Below are 16,655 nucleotides of genomic sequence, written 5' to 3'. Positions count from 1 at the left end.
GGTGACCGGCACCCGGTCAGACGTAGGTGACGGTGACCCGGCTGAAGCCGAGCGAGCGGAGCAGTCCCTCCAGCATCGCGGCGGTGTTCTTCTCCGCCCGCTGGGTGAGGCCGCTGTCGCGGGCGGCGTCGGCGATGTGCCGGACGGCGAGCTTCTGCACGGCCTGCTCGCCGGACGGGTTGCCGGAGAAGAAGTCGCCGAGCCGGTCCAGGAGCCCGCGCTCCTTCGACACCGCGTAGGACCGGGCGGGATCGAGGGCGGGGTCGCCGAGCGCGGCGTGCGGAAGCTTCAGGACGGCTTCGGTGCGGTCCTCCTTGACGGTGACGCTCTGCTGCCCGAGCCGGCCGAGGTCGACGTACGCGCTGACCGTGCCGGCGCCCACGTACAGGGTGCGGGTGCCGCGGATGGCGTCGGGGAGCAGCTTGGCGTCCTTCTCCAGGTCCACCACGACCTGGTAGTTGCCGGCCGCCCCCTCGTACCGGCTCATGTCCTGGATGGACTTGAGCACGGCGGGGCCGGTCCGGTCACGGGTCTCGTCACCGAAGAGCGAGCCGAAGCCGGGGACCAGGCTGAAACGGCCCGCGATGACGAGCAGCGCGGCGAGGGCGACGAGCACGGCGGCCGTCCGCACCAGCCACCGGGAGCCGGATCTCGCCGACTTCCCCGGTTCTTCGCGGAGTTGAGTGGAAGTCTCCATGCCCTCCGGATGCCCCGTCCGCGCGGCGCTACCCCCCTCAGCGGCCTGCCGCGGCGTACCGCCAGAAGTCGCGCATCAGGTCGGGCGAGGACGGGCCGCTCAGTTCCCGTTGGGTGAGGAGGACGGTGACCGTTCCGGTGGCGGGGACCACGTGGGCGGCGGTGCCGGTCCCGCCGATCCAGCCGTAGCGGCCCGGGACGTTCCACGGGTCGGTGCGCTCCACGTCGACCGAGCCGCCGTATCCCCAGCCCTGGCCCTCCAGGAAGAGGGCGCCCGCCGCGCGCTGCCCGGCCGTGAGGTGGTCGGTGGTCATCCGGCGCACGGACTCCGGGGCGAGCAGCCGGCCGCCCGCGTGCGCGCCTTCGGCGAGGAGCATCCGGCCGAAGGCGAGCCAGTCGTCGGCGGTGGAGACGAGGCCGCCCGCCCCGGAGGGGAAGGCGGGCTGACGGGCCCACTGGCCGTCGGGGGCGTCGACGAGTTCGAGGGCGCCGCCGGGGACGGTCCGGTAGTACGGGGCGAGTCGGTGGAGCTGGGCCGGCGGTACGGCGAAACCGGTGTCGGCCATGCCGAGGGGCTCGAAGACGCGCTCCGCCAGGAGGTCCGGGAGCGGCTGTCCGCCGGCGCGGGCGAGGAGGACCCCGAGGATGTCGGAACAGGTGTTGTACAGCCAGGCCCGGCCGGGCTGGTGGAGGAGCGGGATGCGGGCGAGGGCCGCCGTCCACGCGTCGGGGTCGGCGACGTGCTGGGGCTGCGGCGGGCCCTGCTTCAGCTCGCTGAAGAGCAGTTGGACGGCGGGCAGCGAGAAGTCGGAGGGGAATCCGTATCCGGCGCGGAAGGTGAGGAGGTCCTCGACGGTGATCGGGCGCTCGGCGGGGACCACGTCGTCGACGGGCGAGGACGGCGTGCGGACCACCATGGGCGCGGCGAGCTCCGGGAGCCAGCGCGTGACGGGCGCGTCGAGGGCGAGCAGGCCGTCCTCGACCAGCATCATCGTGGCCGCGGCGGTGACGGGCTTGGTGATCGAGGCGATCCTGAAGAGGGAGTCGCGGGTCATGGGCGCCGAGCCGGCGGTGTCGACGGAGCCAGCGGCCGCCGCTTCGACGTCGTCGCCGCGGGCCACCAGGGCCACCGCGCCGGGGAGGGATCCGTCCTCGACGTGTGCCTGGAGGAGGCCGTGCAGGTCGGTCATGTCCACCATCTCGCTTCTCTCGCGTACGGGTGCTCGTGGGACGCGTAGGACTCGTAGGAGAAGACTGCCGCCGGGCCGTGGATTCATCGGTCCGGCGCGAGGGCGGCGGGTACGGGTTACTCGCGCGGGCCCGTGAAGGGCCGGGCCCGCGGAGGACGAACGCGCGGGGTGGGTGCGCGGGGCTCCAAGAGCCGTCAGGCCGCAGGTACGACCGAGGCCCTTATCGCCGCGGCCCATTCCTGGAGCAGCGTCGCGTGACGCACGCGCTCGGCCTCGGAGAGGCGGCCCTCGGCGCGGGCGAAGAGGCAGCGGATGTCGGCGTTGATCTCGGCGAGGGGACGCTCGGGGGCGGTGGTGTCAGGGGTCGGGCTCACGTGATCAAGAGTAGGCGGCGGGTCTGACAGTCGTGTGCCGTGTCCGTCATGCGGACGCCGCCGGTCACTCACCGATACGGGCCGCCCGGGCCTGGAGGTAGCGGCGCTCCGGGATGCTCAGCGTGAGCCCGGCCGCCCTGGCATAGGCCGCGCGGGCCTCCGGCAGGTCACCGGCCCGCTCCAGCAGGTGGGCCCGTACGGCCTCCAGGCGGTGGTGCCCGGCCAGCCGGCCGTCGCGGTCCAGGTCGGACAGCAGGGCGAGGGCCCGGTGCGGCCCGTGCACCATGGCCACGGCGACGGCGTGGCCGAGCTGTTCCGCGGGGCCGGGCACGATCCGGACCAGGACCTCGTACAGGGCGAGGATCTGCGGCCAGTCGGTGTCCTCGTCGCGGGCGGCCTCGTCGTGGACGGCGGCGATCGCGGCGCGCAGCTGGTAGGGACCGGGCCGGCCGCGGGTGAGCGCGTCGGTGAGCAGCGCGACCCCCTCGGCGACGGCCGCGCGGTCCCAGCGGGTGCGGTCCTGTTCGGCGAGCGGAACGAGGCTGCCGTCCGCGGTGGTACGGGCCGCGCGGCGGGCGTCGGTGAGCAGCATGAGCGCGAGCAGGCCGGCGACCTCGGCGTCCGCGGGCAGCAGGCGGTGGACGCGCCGGGTGAGGCGGATCGCCTCCGCGGCGAGGTCGGGGCGCAGGAGGTCGCGGCCGGAGGTGGCGGTGTAGCCCTCGTTGAAGATCAGGTAGAGGACGTGCAGGACGTCCGCGAGCCGGTCGGCGTGCTCCGGGGCGTCCGGGAGGCCGAACGGCGCCCCCGAGGCCTTGATCCGCCGCTTGGCGCGGCTGATCCGCTGGGCCGTCGTGGCCTCCGGGACGAGGTGGGCCCGGGCGATCTCGGCGGTGGTGAGACCTCCCACGGCGCGCAGGGTGAGCGCGGTGCGGGCCTCGGCGGACAGCTCGGCGCCGCAGCACAGGAAGAGCAGGGCCAGCGTGTCCTCCTCGGCGGGGGCCCGGTCCTCGCCCGGCGGCGGGGCGGTGAACGCGTCGCGCGGGGTCAGCGCCGCGGCGGTCTCCTCGCGGCGCCGGCGGGCGTCGTCGGCGCGCAGCCGGTCGACGAGCCGGCGCGAGGCGACCCGGATCAGCCAGCCGCGCGGGTTGCGGGGGCGGCCTTCGGCGGGCCACTGCCGCGCGGCGGCGAGCAGGGCCTCCTGCACGGCGTCCTCGGCGGCGTCGAAGTGCCCGTAGCGGCGGACGAGCGCGCCGAGGACCTGCGGCACCAGGCGGCGCAGCAGGTCCTCGTCCGGGGCGGCCGCCCCGGACGCGGGGGTACCGCGTCCGGGGCCGGGGGCATCGGTCACATCTCGGTCCCCGAGGCACCGCCGACGGGGTGGACGACGACGGGGGGATTCGGTGCGCCCTCGGGCACGGGGCAGGCGTGGGCCCGGGCCGCGATCTCGGCGGCCCGGGCGAAGTCCGGGACGTCGACGATCCAGTAGCCGGCCAGGACCTCCTTGGTCTCCCCGTACGGTCCGTCGCTCACCACCGGGGCGCCGTCGGCCCCGGCGGTGACCAGGCGGGCCTGCCGGGGTTCGGCGAGTCCCTGGCCGTCGACCCACTCGCCCGCTTCGGCGAGGTCGTCGTTCAGGGCGCCCATGTGGTCGAACATCGCCTTCAGGTCGGCTTCGGACCAGGCGGGGCTGCCCTCGCTCGCCCGGCCGGCCATGGCCTCGTAGTCGGACTGCTTCCCGAGGACCATCAGCATGTACTTCATGGGGTGCCACTCCTTGCTGTTCGCGGGCCCCGACGCGGGCGGGGGCCTTTCGCACGGGACGTCGGAGCCGTTCCTCCCATTTCGACACGTCGGCCGCGGCCGCGCGCGACGGTGTCGCGGAATGCCGCCTATCGGGGGGACAGCTTGCCCCGCTTGAGCCGCAGGACCTCGTCGGAGGCCGAGGCGACCTGCTGGGAGTGCGTGACGACGACGACGCACTTGCCCTCGTCGTGGGCGAGCCCCCGGAACACCTCGATGATGTCCGCGGCGGTCTCGTGGTCGAGGGCGCCCGTGGGTTCGTCGGCGAAGAGGAGGTCGACCTCGCAGGCGAGGGCGCGGGCGATGGCGACCCGCTGCTGCTGGCCTCCGGACAGCTGGAGGGTACGGCGGTTCTGGTCGCCCCGGTCGATGCCGAGCAGGTCGAGGAGTTCCACGGCTCGCTGCCGGTGGCGGCGGCCCTTCACCCCGGTGATCTCCATGGCGGAGGTGACGTTCTGCACGGCCGTCATGTAGGTGAGCAGGTTCAGGGACTGGAAGACGGTCGCGGCGTGCCGGTTGCGGTAGGCGGCGAGGCCGAGCTCGCGCACGTCGCGGCCGTCGAAGCGGACCGTGCCGGCGGTGGGCGAGTCCAGGCCGCTGGCGAGGGAGAGCAGGGTGGTCTTGCCGCTGCCGGAGGGGCCGACGACCGCGTACATCCGGCCCGCTTCGAAGCCGTAGTCGATGCCCTTGAGGACCGTGCGCTTGCCGGAGCCGGAGCGGTAGGTGTGGCTCACGGCGGCCAGTTCGAGGATCGCGGCCACGTCAGTTTCCCTTCGAGAGGATGTCGCGGGGGGTGAGGCGCAGCACGCGGATGCCGGGGACGAGGGTGGCGAGCGCGGCGATGCCCAGGCCGGTCGCGCCGATCCTGGCGATGTCGGCGGGGCCGGTGCGGATGTCGATGCGGTCGATGGGCTCGACCTTCTCGGCGTCGTCCCCGGTCTTCATCCCGTTGAGGGAGGCGGGGTCCGGGGCCCGGTCCTCGGAGGCGGCCTGTGCCCGGGCGGAGGAGACCTCGCCGGACAGCAGCCGGTCGCCGATGGCCTGGGAGAGGAACTGGCTGCCGGCCGCGGCGAAGGCGACGGCCACCAGCGCGCAGGCGGCGACCTCGACGAGGTGCTGGCCGAGGAGCCTGGGTTTGCGCTCGCCGAGCGACATGAGGATGCCCAGTTCCTTGCGGCGTTCGCGCAGGTTCGAGGCGACGACGAGCGCGAGGATCGCGGTGCCGGCGACGGCCACCAGCCACACGGTGACGGTGGCGAAGGCGGCGGTCTTCCCGATCGGGCCGACCAGTGTCCGGTACGCCTTGTCGTTGACGGTCAGCGGGAAGATCGCCAGGTCCGCGCCGGCGGCCTCGGCGTCCGCCTGGAGCCGGGTGAGGTCGTCCGGACCGCGCAGGGTGAAGGTCGCCGATTTGACGACGCCGCCGTCGGCGGCGGTGTCCTTGCCGAGCAGCTTGCTGCCGCCCTCCGGGGTCACGTAGATCTGGTTGGCGGGGTCCATCATCGCGGGGACGTAGCTGCCGGAGTCGGGGGTGCCGCTCTTGTAGACGCCGCCGACGACGAACTCGAACTGTCGGGTGTCGGGCTCCTGTCCGGCGGCCGGCATCTCGCCGATCCGGAGGGTGATCCTGTCGCCGACCGCCAGCCCGTTGGCCTTGGCCAGCCGTTCCTCGATGACGACCTCGTCGGCGGCGCTGTCCGGCTTGATGCCCTTGCCGGAGGTCAGCTTGTCGTCGCCGTTCCGGAAGGAGGACACGGCGTCGAGATCGCGGATTCCTTCGGCCTTGAAGAAGTCGAGGCCGTCGTCCTTCTGCCCGGCCGGGAGCGGAACCGGCTTGTAGAGCTTCATCCGGTCGGTCGGTTTGGCGCCCGAATCGGTGGAATAGTTGCACTGGGTCACCACGGACGAGGTGCATATCCGGTCGACCAGGTTGCGGTGCAGGTCACCGCCCGCTCCGATGAGGCCGGGAGCCGCGCCGTTGTTCTTCGACGCCTTGCCCGAATTGATCAGGGCATTCAGGTCGAGTTGCATGGTGGCGACGGCTCCGACGCTCTGCTTCGCGTTCTCGGCGGCCCGGGCCGCCGCGGCCTGGATGAGGAATCCGGACAGCACGAGGGTGCAGACGACGAAGAAGAGACCGGTCAGCATGACCGTCTTTCCCCACTGTGCGGCGAGCCGCCATCCCGCCCGTTTCAAGAAATTCATCGGTTTCTCATCCTTCCGGCCATCGCTCGAATGTGTTTCACGGGAACGGAGAACCACGCTAGGTTCCCGGGGATTTGAGCCGTGTTCCGAGTTCGGCGGCCGCCCGCGCGGAATCAAACACCGTGCACATCCGTGCTCTGATATCCAGGAGTCCGGGCGCGGGAGGCGCGGGAACGGGAAGAGGGACGGGAAGCGTGCGGGTACTGGTGGTGGAGGACGACGCCTACATGGCGCGGGTCCTGGAGATCGGCCTGCGCCGCGAGGCCATGACCGTCGACGTCGTGCACGACGGGCGGGCCGCCCTCGATCACCTGGCCGTCCACGACTACGACGCGGTGGTCCTGGACCGGGACCTGCCGGAGGTGCACGGGGACGAGGTCTGCCGGCGCCTGCAGACCCTCGACCCGGGCTGCCGCATCCTCATGCTGTCCGCGGCAGGGCGTCTCGGGGACAAGGTCGCCGGGCTGTCGCTGGGCGCCGACGACTATCTGGCCAAGCCCTTCGACCTTCCCGAACTGGTGGCCCGCTTGCGGGCGTTGTACCGGCGCGGACCGGTCGCGTACGCCCCCGTACTGGCCTTCGCCGACCTCACCCTCGACACGCACCGGCGGCGGGTCGTCCGGGCGGGCACCGACATCCGGCTCACGCCGAAGGAACTGGCCGTCCTGGAGCTGCTGATGCGGGCCGACGGCGGGGTGGTGAGCGCCGAGTACCTGCTGGAGAAGGCCTGGGACGCGCACGCCGACCCGTTCACCAACGCCGTCCGCCTGGTGGTGCACACCCTGCGCAAGAAACTGGGCGAACCGCAGCTCGTCCGGACGGCGGTCGGCGCCGGCTACCGCCTCGACGACGCGTGAGGACGGTGCGCGCGGCGCGACGGCATGTGCGCACCCTGCGTGCGGCGCGCGCGCCGCACGGTCTGCGGGTGCGTCGACTGGGCATCCGCGGGCGGCTGTTCGCAGGGTTCGCGGGGGCCCTCACCGTGTGCGCCGCGCTGATGGTGACCCTCATCTACTTCGGCATCCGGTACCTGCCGACGTACGACATCCCCGTGGTCAGGGGCCCCGCGGAGGCGACGGCGCCGGCGTTCGGGCTGCCCGGGGCGCCGCACTCCGTGCAGGCGCCGGTGAAGGGGAGTCCGTACGAGGGCGCCGCCACCACCAAGCTCGTCCGCACGAAGCAGGACGTGTGGGCGGCGGTGCTCGGCATCTCGACGGGCGGGGTCCTGGTGATCATGGCGGTGGGGCTGGGCGCCGGCTGGATCGTCTCGCGGCGGCTGCTCGCGCCGCTGCACGAGGTGTCCGAGGCGGCCGCCAAGGCCCGGGACGGCGATCTCGCCTACCGGATCAACGCGGTGGGGCCGGACGACGAACTGCGGCGGCTCGCCGACACCTTCGACGACATGCTGGAGCGGCTGGAGGAGTCCTTCGGCGCGCACCGGCGGTTCGCGGCGAACGCCTCGCACGAGCTGCTGACCCCGCTGGCCACCACCCGGGTGATCCTCCAGGTCGCCGGACCGGGCAGCAGCGGCGAGGAGCTGGCCGAGCTGGCGCCGATGCTGCGGGAGACGAACGAGCGCAACATCGCGGTGGTCAAGGCGCTGTTGGACCTCGCGGGCGCCGAACACGCCGACTTCGACGCCGATCCGGTGGACCTGGCCGCCCTGGTCCGCCAGGTGGCGCGGGACCGGGAGCCTGCGGCCGCGCGGCGCGCCGTCACCGTACGGACGCACGCGGAGGCCGGCTGCCTGCTGGCGGGGAACGCCGCGCTGCTGCGGCAGTTGGTGACGAACCTGCTCGACAACGCGATCGGCCACAACGTGGCGGGCGGAGAGGCGCAGCTCGCCGTGTACCACGACGACGGCCTGGTCCTGGAGGTGGAGAACACCGGCCCGCTCGTGGAAGCGGACTCCGCCGACCGGCTGTTCGAGCCGTTCTACCGGGCCCGGCCGCGGGTGGGGGCGGGGCACGGACTGGGGCTGGCACTCGTCCGCTCGATAGCGGTGGCGCACCGGGGCTCCGCCGGCGCGACGGCGAACCCCGAGGGCGGTCTGACGGTACGGGTCTCGTTCCCCGCCCGCTGAGCCCGCGGGGACGCGGAGGCCACCGGCCGGCCTCCCGGCCGCCACCGCGGCTGTGGCAGCGCGCGGGCGGCCGCGAGGCGTGGCAGCGGTGGGATCAGTTGTCGGAGCCGACCGTGTTGTCGTGGCCGGCGTTGAACACGTCGTCCGCGGCGAACTGGAGCCAGTCGCCGAAGACGATCGTGTGGGAGTTCTGCGGGGCGACGTTGACCGTGACGTCGGCGGCAGCCGCGGACGCACCGCCGAACACGAGGGCACCGGCGGCGAGGACGGAGAACAGGGTACGCGCAGAACGCATGATTCCACCTTTCACAGGGAGACAGAAGGGGATGAATCGCACCCCAGAACCTAGAGAGAACCCGTCCCGCTGTCCCGCCGCACGGCCGGGACCGGCCAACAGCAAGCCGATTGGGCGAACGTCTGCCCGGCAGGGCCGGCGGCCCGTCCCCGGCACTGCCGCAGAGGGCGCGGACACCGGGCGCACTACCCTGACCCCATGAAGATCATCGACTTCGAGCCGGGGGATCCCCGGCTGACCGAGGACCTGCTCCCGGTACTGCGGGAGCTGCGCACCCACCTGACCGAGGACCTGTTCCGCTCGATCCTGGCGGAGGGCCACGGCCAGGGCCTGCGCTTCTCCGGGGCGTACGACGCGGAGGGCCGCTGCGTGGGCGCGGCCGGCTGGCGGGTCGTCGCGAACACCTTCCAGATCCGCAAGCTCTACGTCGACGACCTCGTCACCCGGGAGAGCGCCCGCTCCACGGGCGTGGGCCGCGCGCTCCTCGCCCACCTGGAGCAGCACGCCCGGGAGGCTGCGTGCACGGCACTCACCCTCGACTCCGGCACCCAGCGGACCGACGCCCACCGGTTCTACTTCCGGGAGCGGCTGGCCGTGACCGCCTTCAACTTCGAGAAGCGGCTCGCCTGACGCCGGAAGCGGTCCTGCGCGTCTGACGGGGCGTGCCGGGCGGCCGGGTCAGAGCCGGTCCTCGTACGCCAGGATGCGGGTCCGCGGCGCGCCGGCCAGCGCCGGGGCGGCCTCGGGCGAGGACCAGACCCGGGCCGTGAGGAACTCCAGGAAGCCCTCCGCCTGCTCCGGGGTGTCGAAGTCCAGCTCGACGACCACGTACGCCGGGTCGTCCACGGGCCGCAGCACGCGGTGGCCGCGCACGCCGGCCTCCTGCCGGGCGGGGGCGAAACGCTCGAAGGCCCCCTTCCACACGGCGAAGTCCGTGACGGGGTGCTCGATCTGCAGGCTGTACATGGCGCCTCCTCGACCGGCCGGAACCGGACCGGCCCGGCGGCACTCCCCATCCTGCCGAAACCGCGGCCCGTGCGCCCCGCGGCGGTGCGCCACCGCGTGATCCGTCGCGGGGCGGGCGCCGTGACCCAACCGTCGCCGGTCCGATGCCCGCGCGGGCTCGTCGGCGGGCGAGCGGCTTGTTAGGTTCCTGCTCCTGCCTCAGCCGATCCGGGGGGACCCGCTGCCATGCCCGTACGTTCCACGTCCTGCCGGGCCCTGTCCGCCGCGGCCGTCGCCGCCGTCCTGGTGGCGGGCGCCTCCGGGTGCGGGGAGGAGGGCCGTACGGGGAAGGGGTCGGCCTCCGCACCGCCCGTTCCCGCCGCCCCGGCCGCACCGGCTTCCGCACCGGCGGCCGGGAGCGCGTCGGCCGCGACGCCGGGGGCGTCCCCGTCGGGCACCGCCCCGTCGACCGCGTCCGCCGCGCCGGCCCCGCCCCGGCCCGCCACCGGCGCGCCTTCCGCCGCGCCCGCCCCGCGGACCACGCCGCCGCCCGCGGCACCGACCCGGCTGACGGTCGCGGTGGAGACCCGGGGCGGCCGGCTCTCCCTCGTACGCGGCGGCCCCGCGCAGGAGTTCACGGTCACGCTGCGCAACGGGAACACGGCCGGATACCGGCACCTCCTGGTCTCGTTCCAGATGGAGGCCCTCGTCGACGGGTCCGGCGGCGGGGCGGGCTCCGGAGCGGGGTTCGCCCTGGAACGGCGCGACGCGGCCTCCGGCGCCTGGCGCCCTGCCGCGCTGCGCATCGCCAACGACCGCAGGCCGCCGTCCCTGTTCACGGGCGGCTCCGCGCTCGCCCTCGGGGAAGTCCGGGTCGAGCGCTACCGGCTGCGGGCGACCGCCGCGGGTCCCGCCGGCAGCACCCCCGTGACCGTCTCCTTCATCGACACGGACGGGGACCGGGAGGCCGCCGCTCACGTGAACCTCGGCCACACGACCCGATGAGGGAGGTCGGTCCGCAGCGCGCGCCACATCGGGACGGAACGGCCTGAATCGGTACTGTCGAGGCCGTCCAGGACTCTCCTGGCGGTCGAGAAAGGTACCGGGATGGCCAAGGCCCATCTGGTGGGAAGCGGGATCGCCTCACTCTCCGCGGCGGCGTTCCTGATCCGCGACGGAGGCTTCGCGGGCCGGGACATCACCATCCTGGAGGAACAGGACCGCGAGGGCGGCAGCCTGGACGCGGCCGGTTCTCCGGAAGCGGGTTACACCATGCGGGGCGGCCGCATGTTCGAGATCCACTTCGACTGCACGTACGACCTGCTGGGGTCGATCCCGTCCCTCGACGACCCGTCCAAATCGGTCACCGAGGACACCTTCGCCTTCCACGAGGACTTCGCCTGGGACGACCACGCCCGTCTCGTCGACGGGGAGGGCAGGGTGGTCGACGCACACTCGATGACCTTCTCCGAGCGGGACCGCCTCGAACTGATCCGGTGCGTCGCCACCCCCGAGCACCAGCTCGACGGGAAGCGCATCACGGACTGCTTCGGCGAGGAGTTCTTCACCACGAACTTCTGGTGGATGTGGTGCACGACCTTCGCCTTCGAGCCGTGGCACAGCGCCATCGAGTTCCGGCGCTACCTCAACCGGTTCATCCACCTGTTCAAGACCTTCGACACGATGTCGGGGATCTACCGCACCCGCTTCAACCAGTACGACTCCATCGTGCGCCCGCTGATGAAGTGGCTGACGGACCAGGGGGTGACCGTACGGCTCGGCACCCGGGTCACGGACCTGCGGCTGGCCGCGGGCGACGCGCTGACCGTCGAGGCGCTGGTGTGGGAGAGCGGCGGGCGCCGCGGTGAGACCGCGGTCGGGCCGGACGACCTCGTCATGGTCACCAACGGGTCGATGACCGCCGACTCCACGCTGGGCACCACCGGCTCCGCGCCCGTCCCGGACACCTCCGGGGCGGCCGGGTCGTGGGCGCTGTGGGAGACCCTCGCCGCCGGGCGGCCCGCGCTGGGACGGCCCGAGGTCTTCCACTCCTCCGTCGCGGAATCGACGTGGGAGTCGTTCACGGTCACCACGAAGGATCCGACGTTCTTCAAGCTGATGCAGGAGTTCAGCGGCAGCGAGGCCGGCAAGGGCGGCCTGATCACCTTCAAGGACTCCGGCTGGCTGCTGACCATCGTCCTCAACCACCAGCCGCACTTCCGCGACCAGCCCGAGGACACCTTCGTGTGGTGGGGGTACGCCCTGTTCCCCGACCGCGAGGGGGACTTCGTCAAGAAGCCCATGACCGAGTGCACGGGCCGGGAGATCCTCGACGAGGTGCTCCGGCACCTGCGGTTCGAGCAGCGGCAGCAGATCCTCGACGGGGCTGTCGTCATCCCGGCGTTGATGCCGTACATCACCAGCCAGTTCCTGGTGCGCTCCGGGGGCGACCGGCCACAGGTGGTGCCCGAGGGATCGACGAACCTGGCCTTCATCGGGCAGTACGCGGAGGTACCGGACGACGTGGTCTTCACCGTCGAGTACTCCGTGCGCACCGCCTGGACGGCGGTGGCCACCCTGCTCGGGCTCGACCGGCAGCCGCCGCCCGTCTACAAGGGGCAGCACGACCCCAGGGTGCTGGTCGAGGCGCTGCAGACGCTGCACCGGCGCTGATCCGGGATCGGCTCGCCGAGGGCGAGCACCGCGGTCCGCCAGGCCGCGGTGACGGCTGCGCGGGCGCGGTCGGTCGCCTCCGGAACCTCGGCGGGGAGCCGGATCGGGGCGCCGATGTGGACGTGCAGGCCGGGGCGCCGGAGCGGGGCGGTGACGGTACCGGCGAGCTGCTTCGCGCGCCCGCCGGAGCACAGCCGGCGCACGCCCGCCTGGCCCACGGGGACGACGGGGGCTCCGGTCGCGGCGGCCAGGCGGGCCAGGCCGCTGCGGAAGGGGCCCGGCGCGGACTCCCCCGCGTCCCGCCGGCCCGGCAGCCGGCCCTCCCCGTAGAGCAGCACGCTGCGGCCGGCGGCGAGGGCGGCGGCCGCCGCCTCCAGGGACTCGGCGGCGCGGGCGGTACCCCGGTGGACCGCGATGTGGCCCTCGCGCCGGAGCGCGGGCCCGAGTACGGGCACCCTCCACAGGCCTGCGGTGGCCAGGACCACGGGCTCGATGCCGTGCCGACGCAGGGCGGCGACGACCACGGCGGGGTCGGCGAGCGAGGTGTGGTTCGCGACGACGATGCCGCCGCCCGCGGGCACCCCGGCGGGGTCGGCGGTGACGGTCAGCCGACCGAAGGCGGGGACGACGGCGGCGGCGATTCGGCTGAGCATGGACGGCCCCGTTCGGTGGTGCTGTGGCTCGCTGAGCTGGTCCTCCCCATGATCGGGCGGGCGGCGCGGGGGCCACATGAGTAGGCGTACTCAACCGGCATGGGGGCCATCGGCACAGGCGGGGAGGTACCACCCCCCGGGGCGGGGCCGTCAGGGGCGGGGCAGTCAGGGGGTCGGAGGCTGCTTGAACTCGATCTCGACGAAGGCGAGCGGGCCGGTGCCGGCGTTGACCACCTCGTGCGCGCCTCCGGCCCGGCGGGCGTACGTCTCCCCCGTGCGCAGCTCCGACTCGCTCGCCGAACCGTCGGGGCCGATCACGGTGATGCGGCCGTCGGCGACCGGAACCACCACGTAGTCGTGGGCGTGCAGGTGATGCCCCGTGCTCGCGCCCGGCTCGAAGTCCCAGCGGGTGACCCGGGCCCGGTCGTCCTCGTACTGCACCGTCGCCCGGGCCGTCGTCTCGGTCGTCATGGGTCCGCTCCTCGCCTCCGGTGCGCACTCCGTCCGCGCGCTGGTCCGGCGGCCCATCATGCCCGGCGGGACCGCCGGGGTCGGGGACCGACCGCCCGCCACGACGGAGCAGCGGGTCCGGCCGGTCGGCTCTACGGGTTTATTGCGTAACAGAGTCGAATTCTTGCAACTCTTCATGGACTTCCTGCTGGCGGAGTCGTAGCCTCCTGCGTTGAGCCGACTCACCCTTCCCGCCTTTCCCGCCGATCGAGCCGCAAGGACGTGCGTGCCCGTGCCTCAAGTGCCGCAAAGCCCAGCTCCAAGCCCTGAACACGTGCGCCGGACGAGACGGCGGGGCGCCGCCGTCTTCCTGGCCCTGTCACTGACCGCGACCGCCGCGCTGACGGCCCTGACCTTCGGCAGCGCCCCCGCCGCCCACGCCGCGGGAGTGCCCGCCCCGTCGCCCATCGGCATACCCGGGCGGGGGGCGCAGGTCCCGTTCACCGAGCTGGAGGCCGAGTACGCCGGTACGAACGGCACGCTCATCGGCCCCGACCGGTACTACGGACACCTTCCCTCGGAGGCCTCCGGGCGCCAGGCCGTGACGCTGAACGCCCCGGGGCAGTACGTCGAGTTCACGCTGACCAAGCCCGCCAACGCGATGACCCTGCGCTACAGCCTTCCGGACACCGCCGACGGGAAGGGACGCGACGCCTCGCTGGACGTCCAGGTCGCCGGCCAGTCGGTGCGGACCCTGCCGGTCACCTCCAAGTACAGCTGGTACTACGGGGGTTACCCCTTCAACAACAACCCCGGCGATACCAACCCGCACCACTTCTACGACGAGTCCCGCACCCTGCTGGGCTCCACCTACCCGGCCGGCACCAAGGTCCGGGTACAGGTGACGTCGACCGCGCAGTCGCCCACGTTCACGGTCGACCTCGCCGACTTCGAGCTGGTCGGCGCGGCCGCGGCGAAGCCGGCCGGCGCCCTCGACGCGGTGGCGGACTTCGGCGCCGACCCGACGGGCGCCACGGACTCCACCGCGCGGATGCAGGCCGCCGTCAACGCCGGGCAGGCCCAGGGCAAGCCGGTCTACGTGCCGCAGGGCAACTACACCCTGTACGACCACGTCGTCGTGGACGGGGTCACCGTGCAGGGCGCCGGCCCCTGGTACACGGTCTTCGGCGGCCGCGACCCGGTGAACCGCAACCGCGCCGCCGGGTTCTACGGCAAGTACGTGGCCGGCGGCGGCTACACCGGCCCGGTACGGCCGCACGAGGCGAACGGGCCGAGCCGGAACGTGACGCTGAAGGACTTCGCGGTCATCGGCGACATCCGGGAGCGGATCGACGACGACCAGGTCAACGCCATCGGCGGGGCCATGTCGGACTCCACCGTCGACAACCTGTGGATCCAGCACGTCAAGGTCGCCGCCTGGATGGACGGCCCGATGGACCGCTTCACCATCAAGAACAGCCGCTTCCTCGACATGACCGCCGATGGCGTCAATTTCCACACGGGTGTCACGAATTCTCGCGTGACCAACACGTTCGTGCGCAACGCGGGTGACGACGGTCTGGCCTCCTGGCCGCAGGACAAGCCGAACGTGAACATCAGCTTCGACCACAACACGGTGGTGCTGCCGATCCTGGCGAACAACATCGTCACCTACGGCGGCAAGGACTTCACCATCTCGGACAACGTCATGTCCGACACCATCAGCAACGGCGGCGGCCTGCACATCGCCAACCGCTACCCCGGGGTCAACTCCGGCAAGGGCACGGCGGTGGCCGGCACCATCACCGCTGCCCGCAACACCCTGATCCGGGCCGGGAACAGCGACTTCAACTGGAACTTCGGCGTGGGGGCGATCTGGTTCTCCGGGCTGAACGAGCCGGTCCAGGGCGCGACCATCAACATCTCCGACACCGACATCCTCGACTCCTCGTACGCCGCGATCCACTCGATCGAGGGCGCCATCAGCGGGGTCAACTTCACCGACATCACCATCGACGGCGCGGGCACCTACGCCGTCCAGGCCCAGGCCAACATCGCGATGAAGTTCACCCGGGTCACCGCGAAGAACATCGCACAGGCCGCGACCCCGATCCACAACTGCATCGGCACCGGCCTGCAGATCACCGACGGCGGCGGGAACTCCGGTTGGAACACCGGCCAGACCTGCTCCGGAGTGTGGCCGGCCCCGGTGTGGACGAACGGCGGCGTACCGGGCGGCGGGGGCACCACACCGCCCACGACCCCGCCGACGACCCCGCCCACCACGCCTCCGACCACTCCGCCGCCCACGACTCCCCCGAACGGGAACCTGGCCCAGGGCCGGCCCGCCACCGCCTCCTCCGCGGTCCAGTCGTACGACGCGGCGAAGGCGGTCGACGCCAACGCGGCCACGTACTGGGAGAGCGCCGGCGGCGCGTTCCCGCAGACCCTGACCGTGGACCTCGGCGAGGCCCGGCCGGTGGGGAAGGTGACGCTCCGGCTGCCGCCCTCCGCCGACTGGGCGACACGGACCGAGACCCTCTCGGTGCTCGGCTCCACCGACCTTTCCTCCTGGACCACGCTGAAGGGGTCCGCGGGCGTCACCTTCGACCCCGCCTCCGGCAACACCGCGACGCTGACCTTCGATTCGGCCTCGGTGCGCCACGTCCGGCTCCAGGTCACCGGGAACACCGGCTGGCCGGCCGGGCAGGTGGCGGAGTTCGAGGTGTACGCCGCCGGGACCGGCCCGACGCCGACCACCCCGCCGACCACCCCGCCCCCGACCACTCCCCCGGCCGGAACGAACCTGGCGCAGGGGCGGGCCGCCACGGCGACCGGGCAGAGCCAGGGGTACGTCCCGGCCCACGTCACCGACGGCAACGCCGGCACGTACTGGGAGAGCGCCAACAACGCGTTCCCGCAGTCGCTGACGGTCGATCTGGGCACCCAGCGGACGGTGGGCCGCCTGGTGCTGAAGCTCCCCGCGGCCTGGGGCACCCGTACGCAGACGCTGTCCGTCCTGGGTTCGGAAGACAACTCCGCCTGGTCGACGCTGAAGGCGTCCGCGGGGCACACGTTCACCGAGGGGACCAACACGGTCACCGTCCCGGTGTCGGCGACGGGCGTGCGGTACGTACGTCTCGTCCTCACCGCGAACACCGGCTGGCCGGCGGGCCAGTTGTCCGAGCTGGAGGTGTACGCCCCGTAATGCGGAGCGAGCAGTGAACGGCGGCCGGTGCGGATCCCGCACCGGCCCCCGTGCATCTGCCGCCGTCGTGCCGGGAGCGGGGG

Annotated in this window: 17 protein-coding genes; 6 read left to right on the top strand and 11 right to left on the bottom strand. The window is 73.0% G+C overall.

Features of this window, described 5'->3' with window-relative positions; all coding sequences use genetic code 11:
• Nucleotides 1-16 precede the first annotated feature (16 nt).
• The 7 genes from ACZ6S8_RS35725 to ACZ6S8_RS35695 form a co-directional block, all read right to left on the bottom strand.
• On the bottom strand, nt 17-697 hold the full coding sequence (locus ACZ6S8_RS35725) for a DUF4230 domain-containing protein (protein ID WP_469462099.1): 681 nt from the start codon (nt 695-697) through the stop codon (nt 17-19).
• Nucleotides 698-734: 37 nt separating this feature from the next.
• Nucleotides 735-1,895 (bottom strand): serine hydrolase domain-containing protein, encoded by a 1,161-nt coding sequence (locus tag ACZ6S8_RS35720; protein ID WP_469462098.1) that lies wholly within the window; start codon nt 1,893-1,895, stop codon nt 735-737.
• 185 nt (nt 1,896-2,080) lie between these two features.
• On the bottom strand, nt 2,081-2,260 hold the full coding sequence (locus ACZ6S8_RS35715) for a hypothetical protein (protein WP_469462097.1): 180 nt from the start codon (nt 2,258-2,260) through the stop codon (nt 2,081-2,083).
• 64 nt (nt 2,261-2,324) lie between these two features.
• A complete protein-coding gene (locus ACZ6S8_RS35710) occupies nt 2,325-3,608 on the bottom strand; it encodes an RNA polymerase sigma factor (RefSeq protein WP_469462096.1) in 1,284 nt (427 codons plus the stop codon).
• The gene (locus tag ACZ6S8_RS35705) at nt 3,605-4,021 is read right to left on the bottom strand and encodes a YciI family protein (RefSeq protein WP_469462095.1); all 417 of its coding nucleotides are present in this window, start codon (nt 4,019-4,021) and stop codon (nt 3,605-3,607) included. The genes ACZ6S8_RS35710 and ACZ6S8_RS35705 overlap by 4 nt, the downstream gene beginning before the upstream one ends.
• Nucleotides 4,022-4,149: 128 nt before the next feature.
• Nucleotides 4,150-4,821 carry an ABC transporter ATP-binding protein gene (locus tag ACZ6S8_RS35700; protein ID WP_469462094.1) on the bottom strand — a complete coding sequence of 224 codons (672 nt, stop codon included), beginning with the start codon at nt 4,819-4,821 and terminating at the stop codon, nt 4,150-4,152.
• Nucleotide 4,822: 1 nt separating this feature from the next.
• Nucleotides 4,823-6,265, bottom strand: coding sequence for an ABC transporter permease (locus ACZ6S8_RS35695; RefSeq protein ID WP_469462093.1), 1,443 nt, complete (start codon nt 6,263-6,265; stop codon nt 4,823-4,825).
• 194 nt (nt 6,266-6,459) lie between these two features.
• Between ACZ6S8_RS35695 and ACZ6S8_RS35690 the strand changes: the two genes are divergently transcribed.
• Together ACZ6S8_RS35690 and ACZ6S8_RS35685 are read left to right on the top strand one after the other, a co-directional pair.
• On the top strand, nt 6,460-7,122 hold the full coding sequence (locus ACZ6S8_RS35690; protein ID WP_469462092.1) for a response regulator transcription factor: 663 nt from the start codon (nt 6,460-6,462) through the stop codon (nt 7,120-7,122).
• 68 nt (nt 7,123-7,190) lie between these two features.
• The gene (locus ACZ6S8_RS35685) at nt 7,191-8,348 is read left to right on the top strand and encodes a sensor histidine kinase (RefSeq protein ID WP_469462091.1); all 1,158 of its coding nucleotides are present in this window, start codon (nt 7,191-7,193) and stop codon (nt 8,346-8,348) included.
• 94 nt (nt 8,349-8,442) lie between these two features.
• Here ACZ6S8_RS35685 and ACZ6S8_RS35680 read toward each other — a convergent pair whose 3' ends face one another.
• Nucleotides 8,443-8,643, bottom strand: coding sequence for a hypothetical protein (locus tag ACZ6S8_RS35680; RefSeq protein WP_469462090.1), 201 nt, complete (start codon nt 8,641-8,643; stop codon nt 8,443-8,445).
• 198 nt (nt 8,644-8,841) lie between these two features.
• Between ACZ6S8_RS35680 and ACZ6S8_RS35675 the strand changes: the two genes are divergently transcribed.
• Nucleotides 8,842-9,273 carry a GNAT family N-acetyltransferase gene (locus ACZ6S8_RS35675; protein ID WP_469462088.1) on the top strand — a complete coding sequence of 144 codons (432 nt, stop codon included), beginning with the start codon at nt 8,842-8,844 and terminating at the stop codon, nt 9,271-9,273.
• A 48-nt stretch (nt 9,274-9,321) separates the two neighbouring features.
• Here the strand turns inward: ACZ6S8_RS35675 and ACZ6S8_RS35670 are convergent, their stop codons facing one another.
• Nucleotides 9,322-9,609 (bottom strand): hypothetical protein, encoded by a 288-nt coding sequence (locus tag ACZ6S8_RS35670; RefSeq protein ID WP_469462087.1) that lies wholly within the window; start codon nt 9,607-9,609, stop codon nt 9,322-9,324.
• A gap of 225 nt (nt 9,610-9,834) precedes the next feature.
• On the opposite strand from ACZ6S8_RS35670, the gene ACZ6S8_RS35665 reads away from it, so the two are divergent.
• Both ACZ6S8_RS35665 and ACZ6S8_RS35660 read left to right on the top strand, forming a co-directional pair.
• Nucleotides 9,835-10,593: a hypothetical protein gene (locus tag ACZ6S8_RS35665; protein WP_469462085.1), complete on the top strand. Its 759-nt coding sequence runs from the start codon at nt 9,835-9,837 to the stop codon at nt 10,591-10,593.
• 102 nt (nt 10,594-10,695) lie between these two features.
• Nucleotides 10,696-12,261, top strand: coding sequence for an oleate hydratase (locus ACZ6S8_RS35660; protein WP_469462084.1), 1,566 nt, complete (start codon nt 10,696-10,698; stop codon nt 12,259-12,261).
• On the opposite strand, the gene ACZ6S8_RS35655 is transcribed toward ACZ6S8_RS35660, so the two are convergent.
• Together ACZ6S8_RS35655 and ACZ6S8_RS35650 are read right to left on the bottom strand one after the other, a co-directional pair.
• Nucleotides 12,198-12,914, bottom strand: coding sequence for a lysophospholipid acyltransferase family protein (locus ACZ6S8_RS35655; RefSeq protein ID WP_469462082.1), 717 nt, complete (start codon nt 12,912-12,914; stop codon nt 12,198-12,200). The genes ACZ6S8_RS35660 and ACZ6S8_RS35655 overlap by 64 nt on opposite strands.
• Before the next feature lie 165 nt (nt 12,915-13,079).
• Nucleotides 13,080-13,385, bottom strand: a complete 306-nt coding sequence (locus tag ACZ6S8_RS35650; RefSeq protein ID WP_469462081.1) for a cupin domain-containing protein — start codon at nt 13,383-13,385, stop codon at nt 13,080-13,082.
• A gap of 313 nt (nt 13,386-13,698) precedes the next feature.
• Here ACZ6S8_RS35650 and ACZ6S8_RS35645 point away from each other — a divergent pair, with 313 nt between their 5' ends.
• Entirely contained in the window at nt 13,699-16,572 is a 2,874-nt protein-coding gene (locus tag ACZ6S8_RS35645; RefSeq protein ID WP_469462080.1) for a discoidin domain-containing protein, read from the top strand.
• Nucleotides 16,573-16,655: the final 83 nt, after the last annotated feature.

Source organism: Streptomyces sp. NPDC048461 (assembly GCF_055587105.1).
Note: the sequence above shows the minus strand (reverse complement) of the source record. Positions and strands in the feature narration are given on the sequence as shown.